The sequence below is a fragment of the Flavobacterium sp. SM2513 genome (genome assembly GCF_050908145.1).
Lineage (GTDB): Bacteria > Bacteroidota > Bacteroidia > Flavobacteriales > Flavobacteriaceae > Flavobacterium.
Genome location: NZ_CP194228.1, coordinates 597,066 through 614,932, shown reverse-complemented (window position 1 = coordinate 614,932; position 17,867 = coordinate 597,066). Strand labels below are relative to the sequence as shown.

Annotated in this window: 13 protein-coding genes; 12 read left to right on the top strand and 1 reads right to left on the bottom strand. The window is 36.0% G+C overall.

The window, feature by feature from the left end; translation table 11 throughout:
• Positions 1 to 28 precede the first annotated feature (28 nt).
• Positions 29 to 2,950 carry a translation initiation factor IF-2 gene (gene infB / locus ACQ5J2_RS02350; RefSeq protein ID WP_432672086.1) on the top strand — a complete coding sequence of 974 codons (2,922 nt, stop codon included), beginning with the start codon at positions 29 to 31 and terminating at the stop codon, positions 2,948 to 2,950.
• 77 nt (positions 2,951 to 3,027) lie between these two features.
• Here the strand turns inward: infB and ACQ5J2_RS02345 are convergent, their stop codons facing one another.
• The gene (locus tag ACQ5J2_RS02345; RefSeq protein WP_432672085.1) at positions 3,028 to 3,417 is read right to left on the bottom strand and encodes an SPOR domain-containing protein; all 390 of its coding nucleotides are present in this window, start codon (positions 3,415 to 3,417) and stop codon (positions 3,028 to 3,030) included.
• 218 nt (positions 3,418 to 3,635) lie between these two features.
• On the opposite strand from ACQ5J2_RS02345, the gene ACQ5J2_RS02340 reads away from it, so the two are divergent.
• The 11 genes from ACQ5J2_RS02340 to queG all read left to right on the top strand — a co-directional run bounded on the left by ACQ5J2_RS02340 (position 3,636) and on the right by queG (position 17,649).
• Positions 3,636 to 4,919 (top strand): cytochrome c3 family protein, encoded by a 1,284-nt coding sequence (locus ACQ5J2_RS02340; protein ID WP_432672084.1) that lies wholly within the window; start codon positions 3,636 to 3,638, stop codon positions 4,917 to 4,919.
• 83 nt (positions 4,920 to 5,002) lie between these two features.
• Positions 5,003 to 8,068 carry a TAT-variant-translocated molybdopterin oxidoreductase gene (locus tag ACQ5J2_RS02335; RefSeq protein WP_432672083.1) on the top strand — a complete coding sequence of 1,022 codons (3,066 nt, stop codon included), beginning with the start codon at positions 5,003 to 5,005 and terminating at the stop codon, positions 8,066 to 8,068.
• A gap of 41 nt (positions 8,069 to 8,109) precedes the next feature.
• Complete coding sequence (gene nrfD / locus ACQ5J2_RS02330; RefSeq protein WP_432672082.1) at positions 8,110 to 9,513, top strand: NrfD/PsrC family molybdoenzyme membrane anchor subunit; 1,404 nt, start codon at positions 8,110 to 8,112, stop codon at positions 9,511 to 9,513.
• Positions 9,506 to 10,036: a DUF3341 domain-containing protein gene (locus tag ACQ5J2_RS02325; RefSeq protein ID WP_432672081.1), complete on the top strand. Its 531-nt coding sequence runs from the start codon at positions 9,506 to 9,508 to the stop codon at positions 10,034 to 10,036. The genes nrfD and ACQ5J2_RS02325 overlap by 8 nt, the downstream gene beginning before the upstream one ends.
• An 8-nt stretch (positions 10,037 to 10,044) precedes the next feature.
• A complete protein-coding gene (locus ACQ5J2_RS02320; protein WP_432672080.1) occupies positions 10,045 to 10,590 on the top strand; it encodes a c-type cytochrome in 546 nt (181 codons plus the stop codon).
• Positions 10,591 to 10,614: 24 nt separating this feature from the next.
• Complete coding sequence (locus ACQ5J2_RS02315) at positions 10,615 to 12,141, top strand: quinol:cytochrome C oxidoreductase (protein ID WP_432672079.1); 1,527 nt, start codon at positions 10,615 to 10,617, stop codon at positions 12,139 to 12,141.
• An 18-nt stretch (positions 12,142 to 12,159) separates the two neighbouring features.
• On the top strand, positions 12,160 to 13,296 hold the full coding sequence (locus ACQ5J2_RS02310; RefSeq protein WP_432672078.1) for a cytochrome c oxidase subunit II: 1,137 nt from the start codon (positions 12,160 to 12,162) through the stop codon (positions 13,294 to 13,296).
• Between the two features lie 46 nt (positions 13,297 to 13,342).
• Positions 13,343 to 15,133: a cytochrome c oxidase subunit I gene (locus ACQ5J2_RS02305; RefSeq protein ID WP_432672077.1), complete on the top strand. Its 1,791-nt coding sequence runs from the start codon at positions 13,343 to 13,345 to the stop codon at positions 15,131 to 15,133.
• Between the two features lie 82 nt (positions 15,134 to 15,215).
• On the top strand, positions 15,216 to 15,503 hold the full coding sequence (locus tag ACQ5J2_RS02300; protein WP_432672076.1) for a GNAT family N-acetyltransferase: 288 nt from the start codon (positions 15,216 to 15,218) through the stop codon (positions 15,501 to 15,503).
• Positions 15,504 to 15,546: 43 nt separating this feature from the next.
• Positions 15,547 to 16,569 (top strand): Holliday junction branch migration DNA helicase RuvB, encoded by a 1,023-nt coding sequence (gene ruvB, locus ACQ5J2_RS02295; protein WP_432672075.1) that lies wholly within the window; start codon positions 15,547 to 15,549, stop codon positions 16,567 to 16,569.
• A 159-nt stretch (positions 16,570 to 16,728) separates the two neighbouring features.
• Entirely contained in the window at positions 16,729 to 17,649 is a 921-nt protein-coding gene (gene queG / locus ACQ5J2_RS02290; protein ID WP_432672074.1) for a tRNA epoxyqueuosine(34) reductase QueG, read from the top strand.
• Positions 17,650 to 17,867 lie beyond the last annotated feature (218 nt).

The following is a 17,867-nucleotide window of genomic DNA, read 5'->3' as shown; positions in this document are numbered from 1 at the left end:
ACGAAAAAGAGTATAATAAAAGTTTTTTATGTCTGAAGAGAGAGTAATAAGAATTAATAAGGTTTTAAGGGAATTTAATATTTCGTTAGAAAGAGCGGTTGATTATCTGAAAGATAAAGGCATTGCTATTGATGCAAATCCAAACGCGAAAATTTCTGATAAGGAATATAATATCCTGCAAGGTCAATTCGCTGGCGATAAGGGGAAAAAAGAAGCTTCACTTGAAGTGAGTGAGGAAAAGCGTAAAGAAAAAGAGGCTTTGCGTGTGGAACGTGAAAAAGAAATTGAAGACAAACGTAAACTTGATGAAGAACGTCAAAAGCAACAAGAAGTCATCAAAGCAAAAGCGAATGTAATAGGTTTGAAAAAAGTCGGTTCCATCGATCTTAACCCTAAAAAATCGGCTCCGGTAACTCCTCCAGTTGAAAAACCAGTAGAGAAACAGCCTGTGGTTGTGGCAGAAGTTCCTGTGGTTGAAAAACCTGTAGTGGAACCTGCAGTAGAAAAGGCGGAAGTTAAAAAGGAAGATAAGAAAGTAGAGACACCTAAAGTAGATGTGCCGAAAGTTGAAAAAGCTATAGCGGATACACCTAAAGTAGAGGTTCCTAAAACAGAAGCTAAAAAACCAACAGTAGAATCTCTTCCGAAAAAAGAAGAAAAGGTTGCTGAGAATGTTAGTAAAGTTGAAGTTGAAGGCCAAGCAGCGGCTAAAGCTGATGATGGACCAGTGACAACAAAATATGTGCAACTTTCTGGAACAACCTTTACAGGTACAACTATCGATTTATCGAAATTTGAAAAACCGAAAAAGAAAAAGGAAGAGCCAAAAATTACGCCTAATAAACCAGGTGCTAATGCAGCGGCTAATGCTAATAAAAATAAGAGAAAAAGAATTCCTACTAAACCGAGTACGCCTCGTCCTCCTGGTTCAGGACCAAATCCTAATAAGATTGTTCCTAATGCTGGTGGTGCTGCAAATCGTAGTTCACGACCAGGTTTCGTAAAAGGAAATCGCCCTGCAATTGTAGCAAAAGTAGAGCCTACAGAGGAGGAAGTTAAAAATCAAATTCGTGAAACTTTAGAGAAACTTCAAGGTAAAAAAGGAGGAAAATCTAAAGCTGCGAAATATAGAAGAGATAAAAGAGATACACACCGTCAAAAATCTGATGACGAACAAAGAGCAATTGACGAAGGAAGTAAAACGATTAAAGTTACTGAATTTGTTACCGTAGGTGAAATTGCCATTATGATGGATGTGCCAATTACGAAAGTAATCGGAACGTGTATGTCACTTGGTATCATGGTTACCATGAATCAGCGCCTTGATGCAGAAACATTGACTATTGTGGCTGATGAATTTGGTTATGAAGTTGAATTTATTACAACAGATCTTGAAGAAGGATTAGAGGTAATTGCGGATGCGGAAGAAGATTTAGAAGACCGAGCTCCTATTGTAACCGTTATGGGTCACGTAGATCACGGTAAAACTTCGTTACTAGATTATATTCGTAAAGAAAATGTAATTGCTGGAGAATCTGGAGGAATTACACAGCACATTGGTGCTTATGGAGTGACTTTAGATAGCGGACAAAAAATCGCATTTTTAGATACACCCGGTCACGAAGCTTTTACAGCGATGAGAGCCCGTGGTGCTCAAGTTACTGATATTGCCATTATTGTTGTGGCGGCGGATGATGACATCATGCCTACAACAAAAGAGGCAATTAGTCACGCTCAAGCTGCAGGTGTTCCAATCATATTTGCAATCAATAAAATTGATAAGCCAAACGCGAATCCAGAGAAAATTAAAGAACGTCTAGCGGGTATGAATTTACTTGTTGAAGATTGGGGTGGAAAAATTCAATCGCACGACATTTCTGCAAAAGTAGGAACAGGCGTGAAGGAATTATTAGAAAAAGTATTACTTGAAGCAGAGATTTTAGAATTGAAAGCAAATCCAAATCGTTTGTCTACAGGAACTGTAGTGGAAGCTTTCTTGGATAAAGGTAAAGGATATGTTTCGACGATTTTAGTTCAAAACGGAACTTTGAATGTAGGAGATTACATGTTGGCTGGAAAACACCACGGTAAGATTAAAGCTATGCATGATGAACGTGGAAACGTAATTATGAGTGCGGGACCTTCAACGCCAGTATCAGTACTTGGTTTAGATGGAGCTGCAACCGCTGGTGATAAATTTACGGTTTATAATGAAGAACGTGAAGCAAAACAAATTGCTGCTAAACGTACGCAATTGATGCGTGAACAATCAGTTAGAACGCAACGACACATTACACTTGCTGAAATTGGAAGACGTATTGCTTTAGGACAATTTAAAGAATTGAATATTATCTTAAAAGGTGATGTGGATGGTTCTGTGGAAGCATTATCAGATTCGTTCTTGAAACTTTCAACAGAAGAAATTCAAATTAATATCATCCATAAAGGAGTTGGTGCTATTACAGAAACAGACGTAATGTTGGCTTCTGCATCTGATGCAATCATTATCGGATTTAATGTTCGTCCTGCTGGAAACGCACGACAACTTGCCGATAAGGAAGAAATTGACATCCGTAATTATTCAATTATTTACGATGCCATTGATGACTTGAAAGATGCGATGGAGGGAATGTTGTCTCCAGAGATGAAAGAAGAAATTTCAGGTACTGCCGAAATTAGAGAAATTTTCAAAATATCGAAAGTGGGATCTATTGCGGGTTGTATGGTAATGGATGGTAAAATATTACGTTCTTCCAGAATTCGTTTGATTCGAGATGGTGTAGTGATTCACACAGGTGAATTAATTGCATTGAAACGTTTTAAAGACGATGTGAAAGAAGTGTCGAAAGGATATGACTGTGGTATGCAAATCAAAGGATATAATGATATTGAACAAAATGATATTATTGAAGCATTCCAAGAAGTTGCAGTTAAGAAAAAACTGAAGTAACAGTAAGGAGATATAATAGAAAAACCGGTAGTCAATGATTGATTACCGGTTTTTTTTGTGCAGTTAAGAGATGTAATTTATTTAGTAGGATTCACTATAATTGAAGAAGAATATTTCTTTTGAATTTCAATTAAATGACGCTCAGCATCAATTTTAGATTTAAAATTACCAACCCAAACTTTGTATTCTGGTGTGCTGAAAATAATTGTAGCATCTAAGTAGTTGAAGTCGGATTTAAATTTGGATAATTCACGACGAGAATTGGAATTATCGCCATTGTAGATTTGAATTTTATAACCTTCATTTGTTGCTATTGAATTATTTATTTTACGCTTTTCATTCAGCAGTTGTTCGAACTTTTGGTCTTGAGATAGGGTGACTTTATCCGTTTGAGCAGATGAATTTAATGAAAATAATACTGTAAATAAAAAGACAGTAATAGTTGAATTTACTTGATTTTTAGTCATAACATAGTGTATTTTAAACAAATGTACTATTAATAGTCAAACATGCTAAGAAAATATTTATTTAGAACTAATATAAATTATGAATTAAGATATATTTAAGGTTTTGATAATAGTTCTTAAGTCGTATTTTTGTGCAAATTATAAATGACCTTATAGGGTTTTGGCTGTATTTTTTATAGAAAAAACCATACCGTAATTAGTCGATAATCATTTTAAATATGAAAAAGGTGGGTAACCATAACTCGATTTCTAGAATTTTACTGTTAAGTTTAGCTGTTATGCTAACATTTTCCGCTAAATCATTTTCTCAAGAAGGAGATGCGGCGGCTGGTAAAGCGTTGTTTAATGCAAATTGTGCCGCTTGTCATAAGCTAGATGCTAAAATGACGGGTCCTGCGTTGAGAGGTGTGACCGAACGCCAGAGTAGCGAATGGTTGCATTCTTGGATAAAGGATAGTCAGTCAATGGTTAAATCTGGTGATGCTGCAGCTGTCAAGATTTTTGAGGAATATAATAAGGCAATAATGACTCCTTTTCCTCAATTGTCTAATGTGGATATTGATAATATCCTGGCGTATACTTCTGAACCCGCTCCTGTAGTTGAAAAACCGGTTGCAGGTCCAGGTTCCCAGAGTGGAGGGAATTCTGATTCAGGAGTTTCAAATGCTATAATTCTAGGTGCATTGGCATTGGTGATGGGAATTTTAGTGGTAATGCTATTTTTAGTTACTAGTGTACTTAATAAAATTGCTCGTGCTAATGGAATGGAAGTTCTGCATAAAGAGCCTACGATGCCAATTTGGAAGGCCTATGCTAAAAATCAATTTTTAGTTTTAGTAACTTCGATTTTGTTATTACTGTCTGGGGCTTGGGTTGTTTATGGGTTTTTAATGCAAGTAGGGGTGGATCAGAACTATGCTCCGATTCAGCCGATTCATTATTCGCATAAAATTCATGCGGGAGATAATGGTATTGACTGTAAGTATTGTCACTCCGCAGCTAGAACTAGTAAAAATGCAGGAATTCCTTCATTGAATGTTTGTATGAATTGTCATAAAAATATTTCAGAATTTGCTGGCGATCCAGATTCTACTTATGTGGAATATAGTAAAGAATTTTACACTGCGGAAATTCAGAAATTATACGACGCTGTCGGTTGGGACAAAGACAATCAAAAATATACTGGAAAAACTAAGCCTGTTAAATGGGTTCGAATTCATAACTTACCAGATTTCGTATATTTCAATCACTCCCAACACGTTTCTGTTGCTGGATTAGAATGTCAAAAATGTCATGGACCTGTTGAGAATTATGAAGTGATGAAGCAATTTGCTCCATTAACTATGGGTTGGTGTATTGACTGTCACCGTGAGACAAATGTTAAAACGGAAGGTAATGAATATTACGAAAAGATTCATGCAGAATTGGCTAAGAAGTATGGCAAAGACAAACTAACTGCTGCAGAAATGGGTGGATTAGAATGTGGAAAATGCCACTATTAATAGTAGAATTATTTAGTTAGAAGTAATCTACAGACAATTTGTCGTAAAAATAAAATAATTTAAGAAGCTAATATTTATATAAAATGTCATCAAACAAAAAATACTGGAAAAGTGTTGAAGAGCTAAACGAAAATAGCTCGATTGTTGAGACGTTAAGAAATAACGAATTTGTTGAAGCTATTCCTACAGATGAATTTTTAGGGGATGAATCAACATTAGCAGCGTCTTCAACCACGCGTCGTGATTTCTTAAAGTACGTTGGATTCAGTACGGCTGCAGCATCACTTGTAGCTTGTGAGGGTCCGGTTATCAAATCTATTCCTTATGTAGTTCAACCCGAACAAATCATTCCTGGAATTGCGGATTTCTACGCAACTTCTATGTTTGACGGTTTTGATTTCGCTAATCTTTTGGTTAAAACAAGAGAAGGTCGACCAATTAAGATAGAAAACAACACATTAGAAGGAGCTAAATTTTCTGCTAACGCACGTGTGCATGCGTCAATTTTATCATTATATGATAGTTTGCGTTTGAAACAACCTAAAATGGGTGGTAAAACTACATCTTGGGGAGCGGTTAATTCTAAAGTGCAAGAAAGTTTGGCAGAAGCCAATGCAAAAGGAAAACAAGTTGTTTTATTGACAAATACATTAGCGAGTCCGTCTACTGAAAAATTAGTTGGCGAATTTATTTCTAAAAATCCTACTGCAAAACATATTGTTTATGATGCAGTATCTTCTTCTGCGGCTCTAGATGCTTTTCAAGCAGCTTATGGCGAAAGAGGTTTGGTTGATTATGATTTTTCTAAAGCTAGTACTATTGTTGGTATTGGTGCAGATTTCTTAGGAGATTGGCAAGGTGGAGGCTACGATTCAGGTTACGCTCAAGGTCGTGTTCCTAAAAATGGAAAAATGTCAAAGCATTTTCAATTTGAATCTAATATGTCTCTAGCTGGTGCAGCTGCTGACAAACGCGTCGCAATGACTGTTGCTCAGCAAAAGTTAGCACTTGTTCACATATATAATGTAATTACTGGTGCAAATTCGGCAGTAAGCTTAGATAAAAAATATGAAGCTGAAGTTGATAAATCAGCTCAGCAATTAAAAGCTTCTGGTTCTAAAGGACTTGTAGTTTGTGGAATTGAAGATAAAAATGCACAATTATTAGTTTTGGCTATTAATAGCGCTTTGAATAGTGAAGCTTTTATTGGAGCTGGAATTCGTCAAATTAGAAAAGGTTCTAATGAAATGATGACGCAATTCTTAGCTGACTTGAAAGCAGGAGCTGTTCACACGGTAATTATGAGTGGAGTAAATCCCGCTTATTCTTTGCCAAATGCAAAGGAGTTTGTTGATAACTTAAAGAAAGCAAATCTTTCTGTAGCTATTTCGCTTAAAGAAGATGAAACGGCTTTAGCTTCTACCATCGCTTTAGGTACAACGCACTATTTAGAGTCGTGGAATGATTTGATGCTTACTAAAGGCACTTATTCATTGACACAGCCAACCATCAACCCATTGTTCAAGCAAACGAAAGCGTTGCAAGAAATTTTATTGGATTGGACTGGAAATAAAACATCTTATTACGATTACTTAAAATCTAATTCATCAGCTTACACTTCAGGTGTTAGTTGGAATAAAGTAGTACACGACGGTTTTGCTGTTGGTGCAGCTGCGACTGTTAGTGCTGCTTCTGCAGATTTCGGTTCAGCCGCTTCTGCTTTATCTCAGTCAGCTGCAAAAGTGGCGATGGAATTAGTTCTTTATACAAAAACAGGATTAGGAGATGGACAACAAGCTAACAATCCATGGTTGCAAGAGTTTCCTGACCCAATCACACGTGTTTCTTGGGATAACTATGTTACTGTATCGAAAGTAGATGCAGAAGCAAAAGATTTAGTAAACTTTACAGTTGCTAATGGTGGTTTGAACGGAAGTTATGTGACTTTAACTGTAGACGGTGTTAAGTTGGAAAATGTTCCAGTTCTTATTCAACCAGGTCAAGCAATTGGAACTATAGGTTTAGCTTTCGGTTACGGAAAGAAAGCAGCTTTAAAAGAAGAAATGCAAGTAGGTGTTAATGCTTACGCTTTATATAAAAACTTTAATAGCGTACAATCAGTAACGATTGAAAAAGTAGCTGGTGATCACGAGTTTGCTTGTGTTCAGTTGCAAAATACGTTAATGGGTCGTGGAGATATTATTAAGGAAACTACCTTAGAAATTTTCAACACTAAAGACGCTAAAGATTGGAATATCCAACCAATGGTTTCTCTAGATCACAATCCAGTAAAAGCAGTTGAAGTAGATTTATGGACTTCATTTGATCGTACTGTGGGTCATCATTTCAATTTATCTGTTGATTTGAATGCTTGTACGGGATGTGGAGCTTGTGTAATTGCTTGTCACGCAGAAAATAATGTTCCAGTAGTTGGAAAATCAGAAATTAGAAGAAGTAGAGATATGCATTGGTTGCGTATTGACCGTTACTATTCTTCTGAAACTACTTTCGAACAGGATAATGAAAAGAAAGATGGTTTTGACGGATTATTTGGTGATACAGGTTCACTAGGTGGATTTGGTCAATTAGAGCATCCTTCAGAAAACCCGCAAGTTGCGTTCCAGCCTGTAATGTGTCAACACTGTAATCACGCACCTTGTGAAACGGTTTGTCCTGTTGCTGCAACATCTCACGGTCGTCAAGGTCAAAATCAAATGGCTTATAACAGATGTGTTGGTACAAGATATTGTGCAAATAACTGTCCGTATAAAGTACGTCGTTTCAACTGGTTCTTGTACAACAAAAACAATGAGTTTGATTACCACATGAATGATGACTTAGGTCGTATGGTATTAAATCCTGATGTAAACGTTCGCTCACGAGGAGTTATGGAAAAATGTTCAATGTGCATTCAAATGACACAATTGACTATTTTAACGGCTAAACGTGAAGGAAGAGTTATCAAAGATGGCGAATTCCAAACAGCTTGTTCGGCAGCTTGTTCTTCTGGTGCTATGGTATTTGGAGACGTAAACGATAAAGAAAGTAAGGTTGCTAAGTTGCTAGAGGATGATAGAATGTATCATTTATTAGAGCACGTAGGTACAAAACCTAACGTTCAATATCACGTTAAAGTTAGAAATACTTAGAGTTTAAAAAAATTAATTAATCAGTAACAATATAAAGGATTATGTCGTCTCACTACGAAGCACCCATTAGAAAACCTTTGATTATAGGTGATAAATCTTATCACGATATAACAGTAGATGTAGCCGCACCTGTTGAAGGTAGAGCAAACAAACAATGGTGGATTGTATTTTCAATCGCACTAATAGCCTTCCTTTGGGGATTAGGCTGTATCGTTTACACCATTTCAACTGGTATTGGAACATGGGGATTAAACAAAACAGTCGGTTGGGCTTGGGATATTACTAACTTCGTTTGGTGGGTTGGTATTGGTCACGCTGGAACCTTAATTTCAGCAGTACTTTTACTTTTCCGTCAAAAATGGAGGATGGCAATTAACCGTTCAGCAGAAGCAATGACCATTTTCTCGGTTGTTCAAGCAGGATTATTTCCAATTATTCACATGGGTCGTCCATGGTTGGCCTACTGGGTTTTGCCAATTCCGAATCAGTTTGGTTCATTATGGGTAAACTTTAACTCACCATTACTTTGGGATGTATTTGCAATTTCAACTTATCTTTCCGTCTCATTAGTATTCTGGTGGACGGGTTTACTTCCCGATTTTGCAATGCTTAGAGATAGAGCAATTACTCCTTTTACAAAAAGAGTATATTCTATCTTAAGTTTTGGATGGAGCGGTAGAGCTAAAGATTGGCAACGTTTTGAAGAAGTATCTTTGGTACTTGCAGGTTTAGCAACGCCGTTAGTACTTTCCGTACACACGATTGTATCATTTGACTTTGCTACTTCGGTAATACCTGGATGGCATACTACGATTTTTCCTCCGTACTTTGTAGCTGGAGCGGTTTTCTCAGGATTTGCGATGGTAAACACATTGCTAATAATTATGAGAAAAGTTTCACATCTTGAAGCTTATATTACAGTACAGCATATCGAATTGATGAACATTGTAATCATGATTACAGGTTCCATTGTAGGTGTTGCCTATATTACCGAATTGTTTGTTGCTTGGTATTCTGGAGTAGAATACGAACAATATGCTTTTTTGAATAGAGCAACTGGACCTTACTGGTGGGCTTACTGGTCAATGATGACTTGTAATGTTTTCTCTCCACAATTTATGTGGTTTAAGAAATTGAGAACAAGTATTATGTTTTCATTCGTTATTTCTATTGTTGTAAATATCGGAATGTGGTTTGAGCGATTTGTAATTATTGCAACTTCATTAACCAGAGATTACCTTCCATCATCTTGGACGTATTTCTCTCCAACATTTGTAGACATTGGAATTTTTATCGGAACAATTGGTTTCTTCTTTGTACTTTTTCTTCTTTATGCACGTACTTTTCCAGTAATTGCACAAGCCGAAGTAAAAACAATCTTGAAATCATCTGGAGAAAATTATAAAAGATTAAGAGAAGAAAATAAACATTCACACCATGAGTAGTAATAAAGTTATATACGCTATCTATAATGATGACGACGTTTTGATGGATGCTGTTAAGCAAACTAGAGCGGCTCATCATCATATCGAGGAAATTTTTACACCATTTCCAGTTCACGGTTTGGACAAAGCGATGGGTCTTGCTCCAACACGATTAGCGATTTGTTCATTTATTTATGGACTTATTGGATTGTCTTTTGCCACATGGATGATGAATAATATCATGATAGTAGATTGGCCTCAAGATATTGGAGGAAAACCAAGTTTCAGTTATATCGAAAATATGCCGTCTTTCGTGCCTATTATGTTTGAAATGACTGTATTTTTTGCAGCTCACTTGATGGTAATCACTTTTTATATGAGAAGTAAATTATGGCCATTTAAAGAAGCTGAAAATCCCGATGTAAGAACAACAGATGACCATTTTTTAATGGAAGTTGCTGTAATGAATAATAATGAAGATGAATTAATCTCTTTCTTTCAGAATACAGGAGCGGTAGAAGTTAAAGTAATAGAAAAGCATTAATAGTAGATATGAAAAGCTTAAGTAAAATAATAATTGTTTTAGGACTCGCGACATTAGTAACTTCTTGTTCTGATAAAAACAGCCCTAATTACCAATATTTCCCGGACATGTATGAAGCCGTAGGATACGAAACCTATGCTGAATCAAATGCCTTTGCAAATGGAAAAGAAGCTCAATTAGTGCCGGATGGTGCTATTAAAAGAGGTTTTACACCTGATGAATATCCAAATACAAATGAAGGATATTTGATGGCAAAAGCTAATTCGAAATCTCCATTAGATTCTTTAGCTAAAAATTCAGATAAAGGAGCTCAATTGTATGGTATTTATTGTGCGATTTGTCATGGAGAAAAGGGTGACGGTCAAGGTAAACTGGTAAAAAGAGAAAAGTTTCTTGGAATACCAAATTATGCAGATCGAGATATTACAGAAGGAAGTGTTTTTCACGTAGTGACGTACGGATTAAATGCTATGGGATCTCACGCCAATCAGCTTACTCAAGAAGAGCGTTGGATGGTAGCGTCTTATGTAATGAAATTAAAGAGCGAATTATAATTGTATAACACTGATATATAAGATATGTACACATTTTCCAGCAGATTAAAAACGTTCGCTATCATCCTAATGGTATTAGGAGCTTTAGGTATAGTCTATGGTTTTTATATGGCACCTAAAACTACAGCAGACGTTGAAGCTATTTTAGAAAAAGAAGCTGCAGAACACCATGGTAGCCATGCTGCAACTGAAACTCATACTACAATTAACGAAACGCATACTACAACAGAACAACAATCAGAGACAGGTCATCATAAAGGTACTGACGCTACAATGGCAGATTCAGTTCATGCAGACACAATTGCTATAACGCCAGTTGCTGACACACATCACGATGCACAAGTTGTAACTGAAGAAAGTACAACCACACACATTGTAAAGAAAACTGAAGCAGCATCGCATGACGTACATAATGATCACGCTGTACATGAAAAGCATGTAGAACATGTATTGCACCAATTGCAAAATAAACCATGGGCTGCATTATATGTTGCTTGTATTTTTATGATGTTAATTGCTTTAGGGGTTTTAGCTTTTTATGCAATTCAACAAGTTGCGCAAGCAGGTTGGTCGCCAGTTTTATTTAGAGTAATGCAGGGAATTACGTCGTATCTTCCAGTAGGTTCTATAATTTTCTTTATATTATTGGTTTTATCAGGTTTGCATTTCAATCATTTATTTGTATGGATGAATGAAGGTGTTGACGTGGTAGGACATGAAAATTATGATCATTTAATTGCTCTTAAGACAGGATATCTAAATGTGCCAGCTTGGTTAATTAGAGCTGCAATTTTCTTAATAGGATGGAATCTTTATCAATATTTCTCTAGGAGAAATTGTTTGCTTCAAGACGAAGCAAATGACAACTTGTATTACAAGAAAAACTTCAATATTTCGGCTGGATTTTTAGTATTCTTTATTGTTACTGAATCTATTATGTCATGGGATTGGATTATGTCAGTTGATCCACACTGGTTTAGTACACTATTTGGATGGTATGTTTTTGCAAGTTTCTTTGTAAGTGGTATTACAGTTATTGCTTTGGTAACGGTATATATGAAATCTAGAGGTTATTTAGAGTTTGTAAATACGAGTCATATTCACGATTTAGCTAAATTTATCTTTGGAATTAGTATTTTCTGGACCTACTTATGGTTCTCCCAGTTCATGTTGATTTGGTATTCTAATATTCCAGAAGAAGTCACCTATTTCATTACAAGAATTGAAGATTATAATTTACCATTCTTCGGAATGATAGTTTTAAACTTTGTGTTTCCAGTATTAATTTTAATTAATACAGATTTCAAACGTTTAACATGGATTATCGTTATGGCTGGAATTATCATATTGTCAGGTCATTACATCGATTTCTACAATATGATCATGCCTGCAACTGTAGGAGATAGATGGTTTATTGGTGTTTCTGAAATTGGGTCATTAATGTTCTTTATAGGTTTATTTATAATGGTTGTCTTTACAGCCCTTACTAAAGCTCCTTTACTGCCAAAACGTAATCCACTGATTGAGGAAAGTAAGCATTTTCATTATTAATATTAAAAGAAGAAACAGATGACAAGTTTGTTGGTAATTATAGTTTTAGTTTTATTAGCTATTGCACTTTGGCAATTGACTAAAATATTCGATTTGACGCAAGTGGGTCAAACTGCTCAAAATACGCAGGTGGCTAACAATGCAGATAACAAAGTTCAGGGCTATATAATGTTTGCTTTCATAGCGTGCTTTTATATTTCTATGATTTATGGTCTAATTGTTTGGGGACCATTGGTTCTTGACAATCCTGCATCCGAGCATGGTGTAGAAGTAGATTTTTTAATGAATATGACTTGGGTAGTGATTTTTATTGTCCAATTTATTACACAATTTTTACTGCACTATTTTGCATTCAAATATAGAGGAGCTAAAGATACAAAAGCTTTATACTATGCTGATAATAACCGTCTAGAGTTTATTTGGAGTACAATTCCAGCAGTAGTTTTAGCAGGTTTAATTCTTTATGGATTGTATGCATGGACAAATATTATGTTCGTGAATGAAAAAGAAGAAGATGTTATTGTTATTGAATTATATGCAAAACAATTTGCTTGGGAAGCACGTTATGCAGGTGAAGACAATGTATTAGGAAAAGCAAATGTTCGATATATTGAAGGTATTAACACAATGGGTGTTGATATGGGCGATCCAAATGCTGAAGACGATAAAATGGCAAATGAAATTCATATTCCAAAAGGTAAAAAAGTACTTTTCAAAATGAGATCGCAAGACGTTTTACACTCTGCTTATATGCCTCATTTTAGAGCGCAAATGAACTGTGTTCCTGGAATGGTGACTCAGTTTGCGTTCACTCCTACTTTAACAACTGAAGAATACAGAGTCATTCCTAAAATAGTAGATAAAGTTGCTCATATTAATAAATTGCGAGCTAAAAAGAGTATAGCATTAACAGCTGAGGGTAAAGTAGCATTAGATGCATATGAATTTGATTATCTTTTACTTTGTAATAAAATTTGTGGATCTTCTCACTATAACATGCAAATGAAAATTGTGGTAGATACACCAGAAGATTATAAAGCATGGTTAGCTGAAAAGCCTACAATTAAAAAACAAATTAGCGATGCTAATCCTCCAGCTGAAGCAGTGGTTCCAGTGGTAGAATTGGAAGCACCAATCGTTGTAATAGCAAATTAATTAGATACTAAAGCACTATATTTAATAAAAAATTAAATTAAAAAATATGTCAGTAGAAGGACACACTATCGATCAAGAACACGAACACCACCATAAAGAAACTTTTATTACAAAGTATATCTTTAGTATTGATCATAAAATGATTGCCAAACAATACTTGATTACAGGTATTATTATGGGTGTTATTGGTGTTGGTATGTCAATGCTTTTCAGAATGCAATTGGCTTGGCCAGAAGAAGCTTTTGGAATTTTCAAATTCTTTCTAGGCGAAAAATTTGCTCCAGGGGGAGTAATGAAGAATGACGCTTATCTTGCATTAGTTACGATTCACGGGACAATCATGGTTTTCTTCGTATTAACCGCTGGATTGAGTGGTACTTTTAGTAATTTATTGATTCCACTACAAATTGGTGCACGTGATATGGCATCTGGTTTTATGAATATGATTTCATACTGGATGTTTTTCTTGTCGGCAGTTATAATGATAGCATCACTATTTGTCGAATCAGGTCCTGCATCTGCAGGATGGACCATTTATCCGCCACTTTCCGCGTTGCCACAAGCAATACCGGGTTCAGGTACGGGGATGACCTTATGGTTAGTTTCTATGGCAATATTTATTGCTTCGTCATTGATGGGGTCATTAAATTATATCGTTACAGTAATTAACTTGCGTACTAAAGGTATGTCAATGACTCGTTTACCATTAACAATTTGGACATTCTTTGTAACTGCAATTATTGGTGTTGTTTCATTTCCAGTTCTTTTATCAGCAGCGTTATTATTGATTATGGATAGAAGTTTTGGTACTTCATTCTTCTTGTCAGACATTTATATTGCTGGAGAAGTTTTACATTATCAAGGAGGTTCACCAGTATTATTTGAACACTTATTTTGGTTCCTAGGTCACCCAGAAGTTTATATTGTTATTTTACCTGCAATGGGAATTGTTTCTGAAATTTTAGCAACTAATTCACGTAAACCAATTTTCGGTTACCGTGCCATGATTGCATCCGTTTTAGCAATTGCTTTCCTTTCAACTATCGTTTGGGGTCATCACATGTTTATTTCAGGAATGAATCCATTTTTAGGTTCGGTATTTACTTTTACAACCTTATTGATTGCAATTCCATCTGCTGTAAAAGCATTTAACTGGATCACAACATTATGGAAAGGTAACTTACAATTGAATCCTGCAATGTTGTTCTCAATCGGAATGGTTTCAACCTTTATTTCTGGAGGTTTAACGGGAATTATTCTAGGAGATTCAACCTTAGATATTAACGTTCACGATACTTATTTTGTAATTGCTCACTTTCACTTAGTAATGGGTATTTCTGCACTTTACGGAATGTTTGCTGGAATCTACCATTGGTTTCCAAGAATGTTCGGTCGAATGATGAACAAAAATCTAGGATACATCCACTTTTGGGTAACGGCTGTTTGTGCTTATGGAGTTTTCTTTCCAATGCACTTTATAGGACTAGCTGGTTTACCGAGACGTTATTACACAAATACTAACTTTCCACTTTTTGATGATTTACAAAATGTGAATGTTTTAATTACCATATTTGCCTTAATAGGTGGCGCATTTACACTTGTGTTTTTGTGGAACTTCTTTTACAGTATTTTTTACGGAGAAAGAGCGACACAAAACCCATGGAAATCTACAACTTTAGAATGGACAGCTCCAATTGAACATATTCATGGAAACTGGCCAGGTGAAATTCCTGAAGTACACCGTTGGGCTTACGACTACAGTAAACCAGGTTGGGATGTTGATTTCGTGCCACAAAATGTACCAATGAAAGAAGGCGAAGAAGTACTAAACCACTAATTCACGTATTCAAAATAATAAAATCCTACTTCGGTAGGATTTTTTTTTTGAGTAAGTTTTTTTATCTTTAAAGAAAAAAGACATGAATCAAGTAAAAGTAAACTCAGAGAAAAACCGATTTGAATTAGAAGTGGAAAGCTCATTAGCCATAATTGATTTCCAAAAAATTGAACCTAATATTTTAGACTTAATACATACCGAGGTTCCGGCAGCACTTTCAGGAAAAGGTGTCGGTTCAAAATTAGTTTCAGGTGCTTTGCAGTATTGCAAGGACAATAATTTGCAAATAATTCCTTCTTGTTCCTTTGTAGAAAGTTATATCGAAAAACATCTTGAATGGAAAGAACTAGTAGCTCGTAAGAAATCATAGTTCTAATTATTTTACTAAGACATGCTTTGTTTATCTTTACACCATGAATGAAAACTTAGACCCGACTACGGACCATTTTAATCCAGAAGAATTTGATTTGGAGAAAAAACTCCGTCCTCTTTCTTTTGATGATTTTGCAGGCCAAGACCAGATTTTAGATAATCTAAAAGTCTTTGTTCAAGCAGCTAATTTGAGAGAAGAAGCACTTGACCATACTTTGTTTCATGGACCTCCGGGTTTAGGTAAAACTACATTGGCAAATATTTTAGCAAACGAATTAGGTGTCGGAATTAAGATTACTTCTGGTCCAGTTTTAGATAAGCCAGGTGATTTAGCAGGATTACTTACTAATCTTGAAGAACGTGATGTTCTTTTCATAGACGAAATTCATCGTTTAAGTCCAATTGTTGAAGAATACTTATATTCAGCGATGGAGGATTTCAAAATTGACATTATGATTGAGTCGGGACCCAATGCGCGAACGGTTCAGATTAATCTAAATCCGTTTACTTTAGTTGGAGCAACCACTCGTTCCGGACTTTTAACGGCACCAATGCGAGCTCGTTTTGGTATTCAAAGTCGGTTACAGTATTATAATAAAGAATTGCTGACTACCATCGTAGAAAGAAGTTCCTCCATTTTAAAAATGCCAATCACATACGAAGCAGCACTTGAAATTGCAGGTAGAAGTCGCGGTACACCTCGTATTGCAAATGCGTTACTTCGACGGGTTCGAGATTTTGCACAAATAAAAGGAAATGGAAGCATTGATATCGAGATTGCGCAATTTTCATTGAAGGCGTTGAACGTAGATGCACATGGTTTGGACGAGATGGATAATAAAATCCTCCACACCATCATTGATAAATTTAAAGGAGGTCCTGTTGGATTGTCGACTTTGGCTACAGCCGTTTCCGAAAGTAGCGAAACCATTGAGGAAGTATACGAACCTTTTTTAATTCAAGAAGGGTTTATTATGAGAACGCCTCGTGGTCGAGAAGTTACTGAAAAAGCATATAATCATTTGGGAAAAATAAAGATAAATGTTCAAGGTGGACTTTTTTAGAAGCTATTCCCGCTTTCCATTTCAAGTCCTCATCTGAAAAGCTATTTTTCCAAAGCCCAAAAAGGAGCTTCCGTTGGTCGCTCTTTTTGGTCAGGAAAAATTCAGCTTTTCAAATTCAGGGCTTTCCATTGCAATCAGGGCTAAAAATTAGTGGGTCAAATGTCATCACCAGAAAAAAATACAGCATTCATCAAATCCGAAGCGAAACGCCTCGGGTTTTTATCTTGTGGTATTTCCAAAGCAGGATTTTTGGAAGAGGAAGCACCTCGATTGGAAGCGTATTTAAACCGAAACTTCAACGGCCAAATGCAGTATATGGAAAACCATTTTGACAAGCGACTTGACCCGACTTTATTAGTTGATGATGCAAAGAGTGTGATTTCTTTATTGCTAAATTACTACCCAGAAGAACAACAATCAAACGATACTTACAAGATTTCAAAGTACGCTTACGGTCAAGATTATCACTTGGTCATCAAAGAAAAATTGAAAGAACTTTTGTACAGTATTCAAACCGAAATAGGTGAAGTATCGGGTCGTGCTTTTGTCGATTCAGCTCCGGTATTAGACAAAGCTTGGGCGGCTAAAAGTGGATTGGGCTGGATGGGAAAAAGCAGTAATCTTATTACGCAAAAAGTGGGTTCCTTTTATTTTATTGCCGAATTAATTATCGACCTTGACCTTGAATACGACCACGCCGTAACCGACCATTGCGGTAGCTGTACGGCTTGCATCGATGCATGTCCTACTGAGGCGATTGTCACTCCTTACGTGGTAGATGGAAGTAAGTGCATCTCTTATTTTACCATCGAATTAAAGGACGCCATCCCGATGGAGATGAAAGGCAAGATGGACGACTGGGTTTTCGGGTGTGATGTCTGTCAAGATGTTTGTCCATGGAATCGTTTTTCAAAACCCCACAACGAACCTTTATTCAATCCCAATCCAGAATTGTTGTCTTTTTCACAGAAAGATTGGGAGGAAATTACCGCTGAAACTTTTTCGAAAGTATTTAAAAATTCTGCTGTAAAAAGAACAAAGCTGCAAGGTTTGCAACGGAATATTAGCTTCTTAAAATAGATTCTTTTGGCATGTTTCGATGGAGTATCTATTTGCCTCGCTCTAATAACGAACAAATTTTATTAGAATAATTACTTCTCCGTCATCGTCAAGAATATATATAATTGTGTTTGTTTCTTCAATAGTAATGTGAAAACCGATTTAACAATAGTTACTTGCTTCTTCCGCAGCGGGGTAAAAATACTAAAACTGTTTAGTGCCTTTTTTCTAAAAAATGA

Excerpts from the sequence above, each read along its gene's own strand:
- ACQ5J2_RS02340 (WP_432672084.1), top strand. The coding sequence starts at position 3,636 with ATGAAAAAGGTGGGTAACCATAACTCGATTTCTAGAATTTTACTGTTA.
- queG (WP_432672074.1), top strand. The coding sequence starts at position 16,729 with ATGTCATCACCAGAAAAAAATACAGCATTCATCAAATCCGAAGCGAAA.
- ruvB (WP_432672075.1), top strand. The coding sequence starts at position 15,547 with ATGAATGAAAACTTAGACCCGACTACGGACCATTTTAATCCAGAAGAA.
- ACQ5J2_RS02310 (WP_432672078.1), top strand. The coding sequence starts at position 12,160 with ATGACAAGTTTGTTGGTAATTATAGTTTTAGTTTTATTAGCTATTGCA.
- ACQ5J2_RS02335 (WP_432672083.1), top strand. The coding sequence starts at position 5,003 with ATGTCATCAAACAAAAAATACTGGAAAAGTGTTGAAGAGCTAAACGAA.
- ACQ5J2_RS02305 (WP_432672077.1), top strand. The coding sequence starts at position 13,343 with ATGTCAGTAGAAGGACACACTATCGATCAAGAACACGAACACCACCAT.
- ACQ5J2_RS02320 (WP_432672080.1), top strand. The coding sequence starts at position 10,045 with ATGAAAAGCTTAAGTAAAATAATAATTGTTTTAGGACTCGCGACATTA.
- nrfD (WP_432672082.1), top strand. The coding sequence starts at position 8,110 with ATGTCGTCTCACTACGAAGCACCCATTAGAAAACCTTTGATTATAGGT.
- ACQ5J2_RS02300 (WP_432672076.1), top strand. The coding sequence starts at position 15,216 with ATGAATCAAGTAAAAGTAAACTCAGAGAAAAACCGATTTGAATTAGAA.
- ACQ5J2_RS02315 (WP_432672079.1), top strand. The coding sequence starts at position 10,615 with ATGTACACATTTTCCAGCAGATTAAAAACGTTCGCTATCATCCTAATG.
- ACQ5J2_RS02345 (WP_432672085.1), bottom strand. The coding sequence starts at position 3,417 with ATGACTAAAAATCAAGTAAATTCAACTATTACTGTCTTTTTATTTACA.
- ACQ5J2_RS02325 (WP_432672081.1), top strand. The coding sequence starts at position 9,506 with ATGAGTAGTAATAAAGTTATATACGCTATCTATAATGATGACGACGTT.
- infB (WP_432672086.1), top strand. The coding sequence starts at position 29 with ATGTCTGAAGAGAGAGTAATAAGAATTAATAAGGTTTTAAGGGAATTT.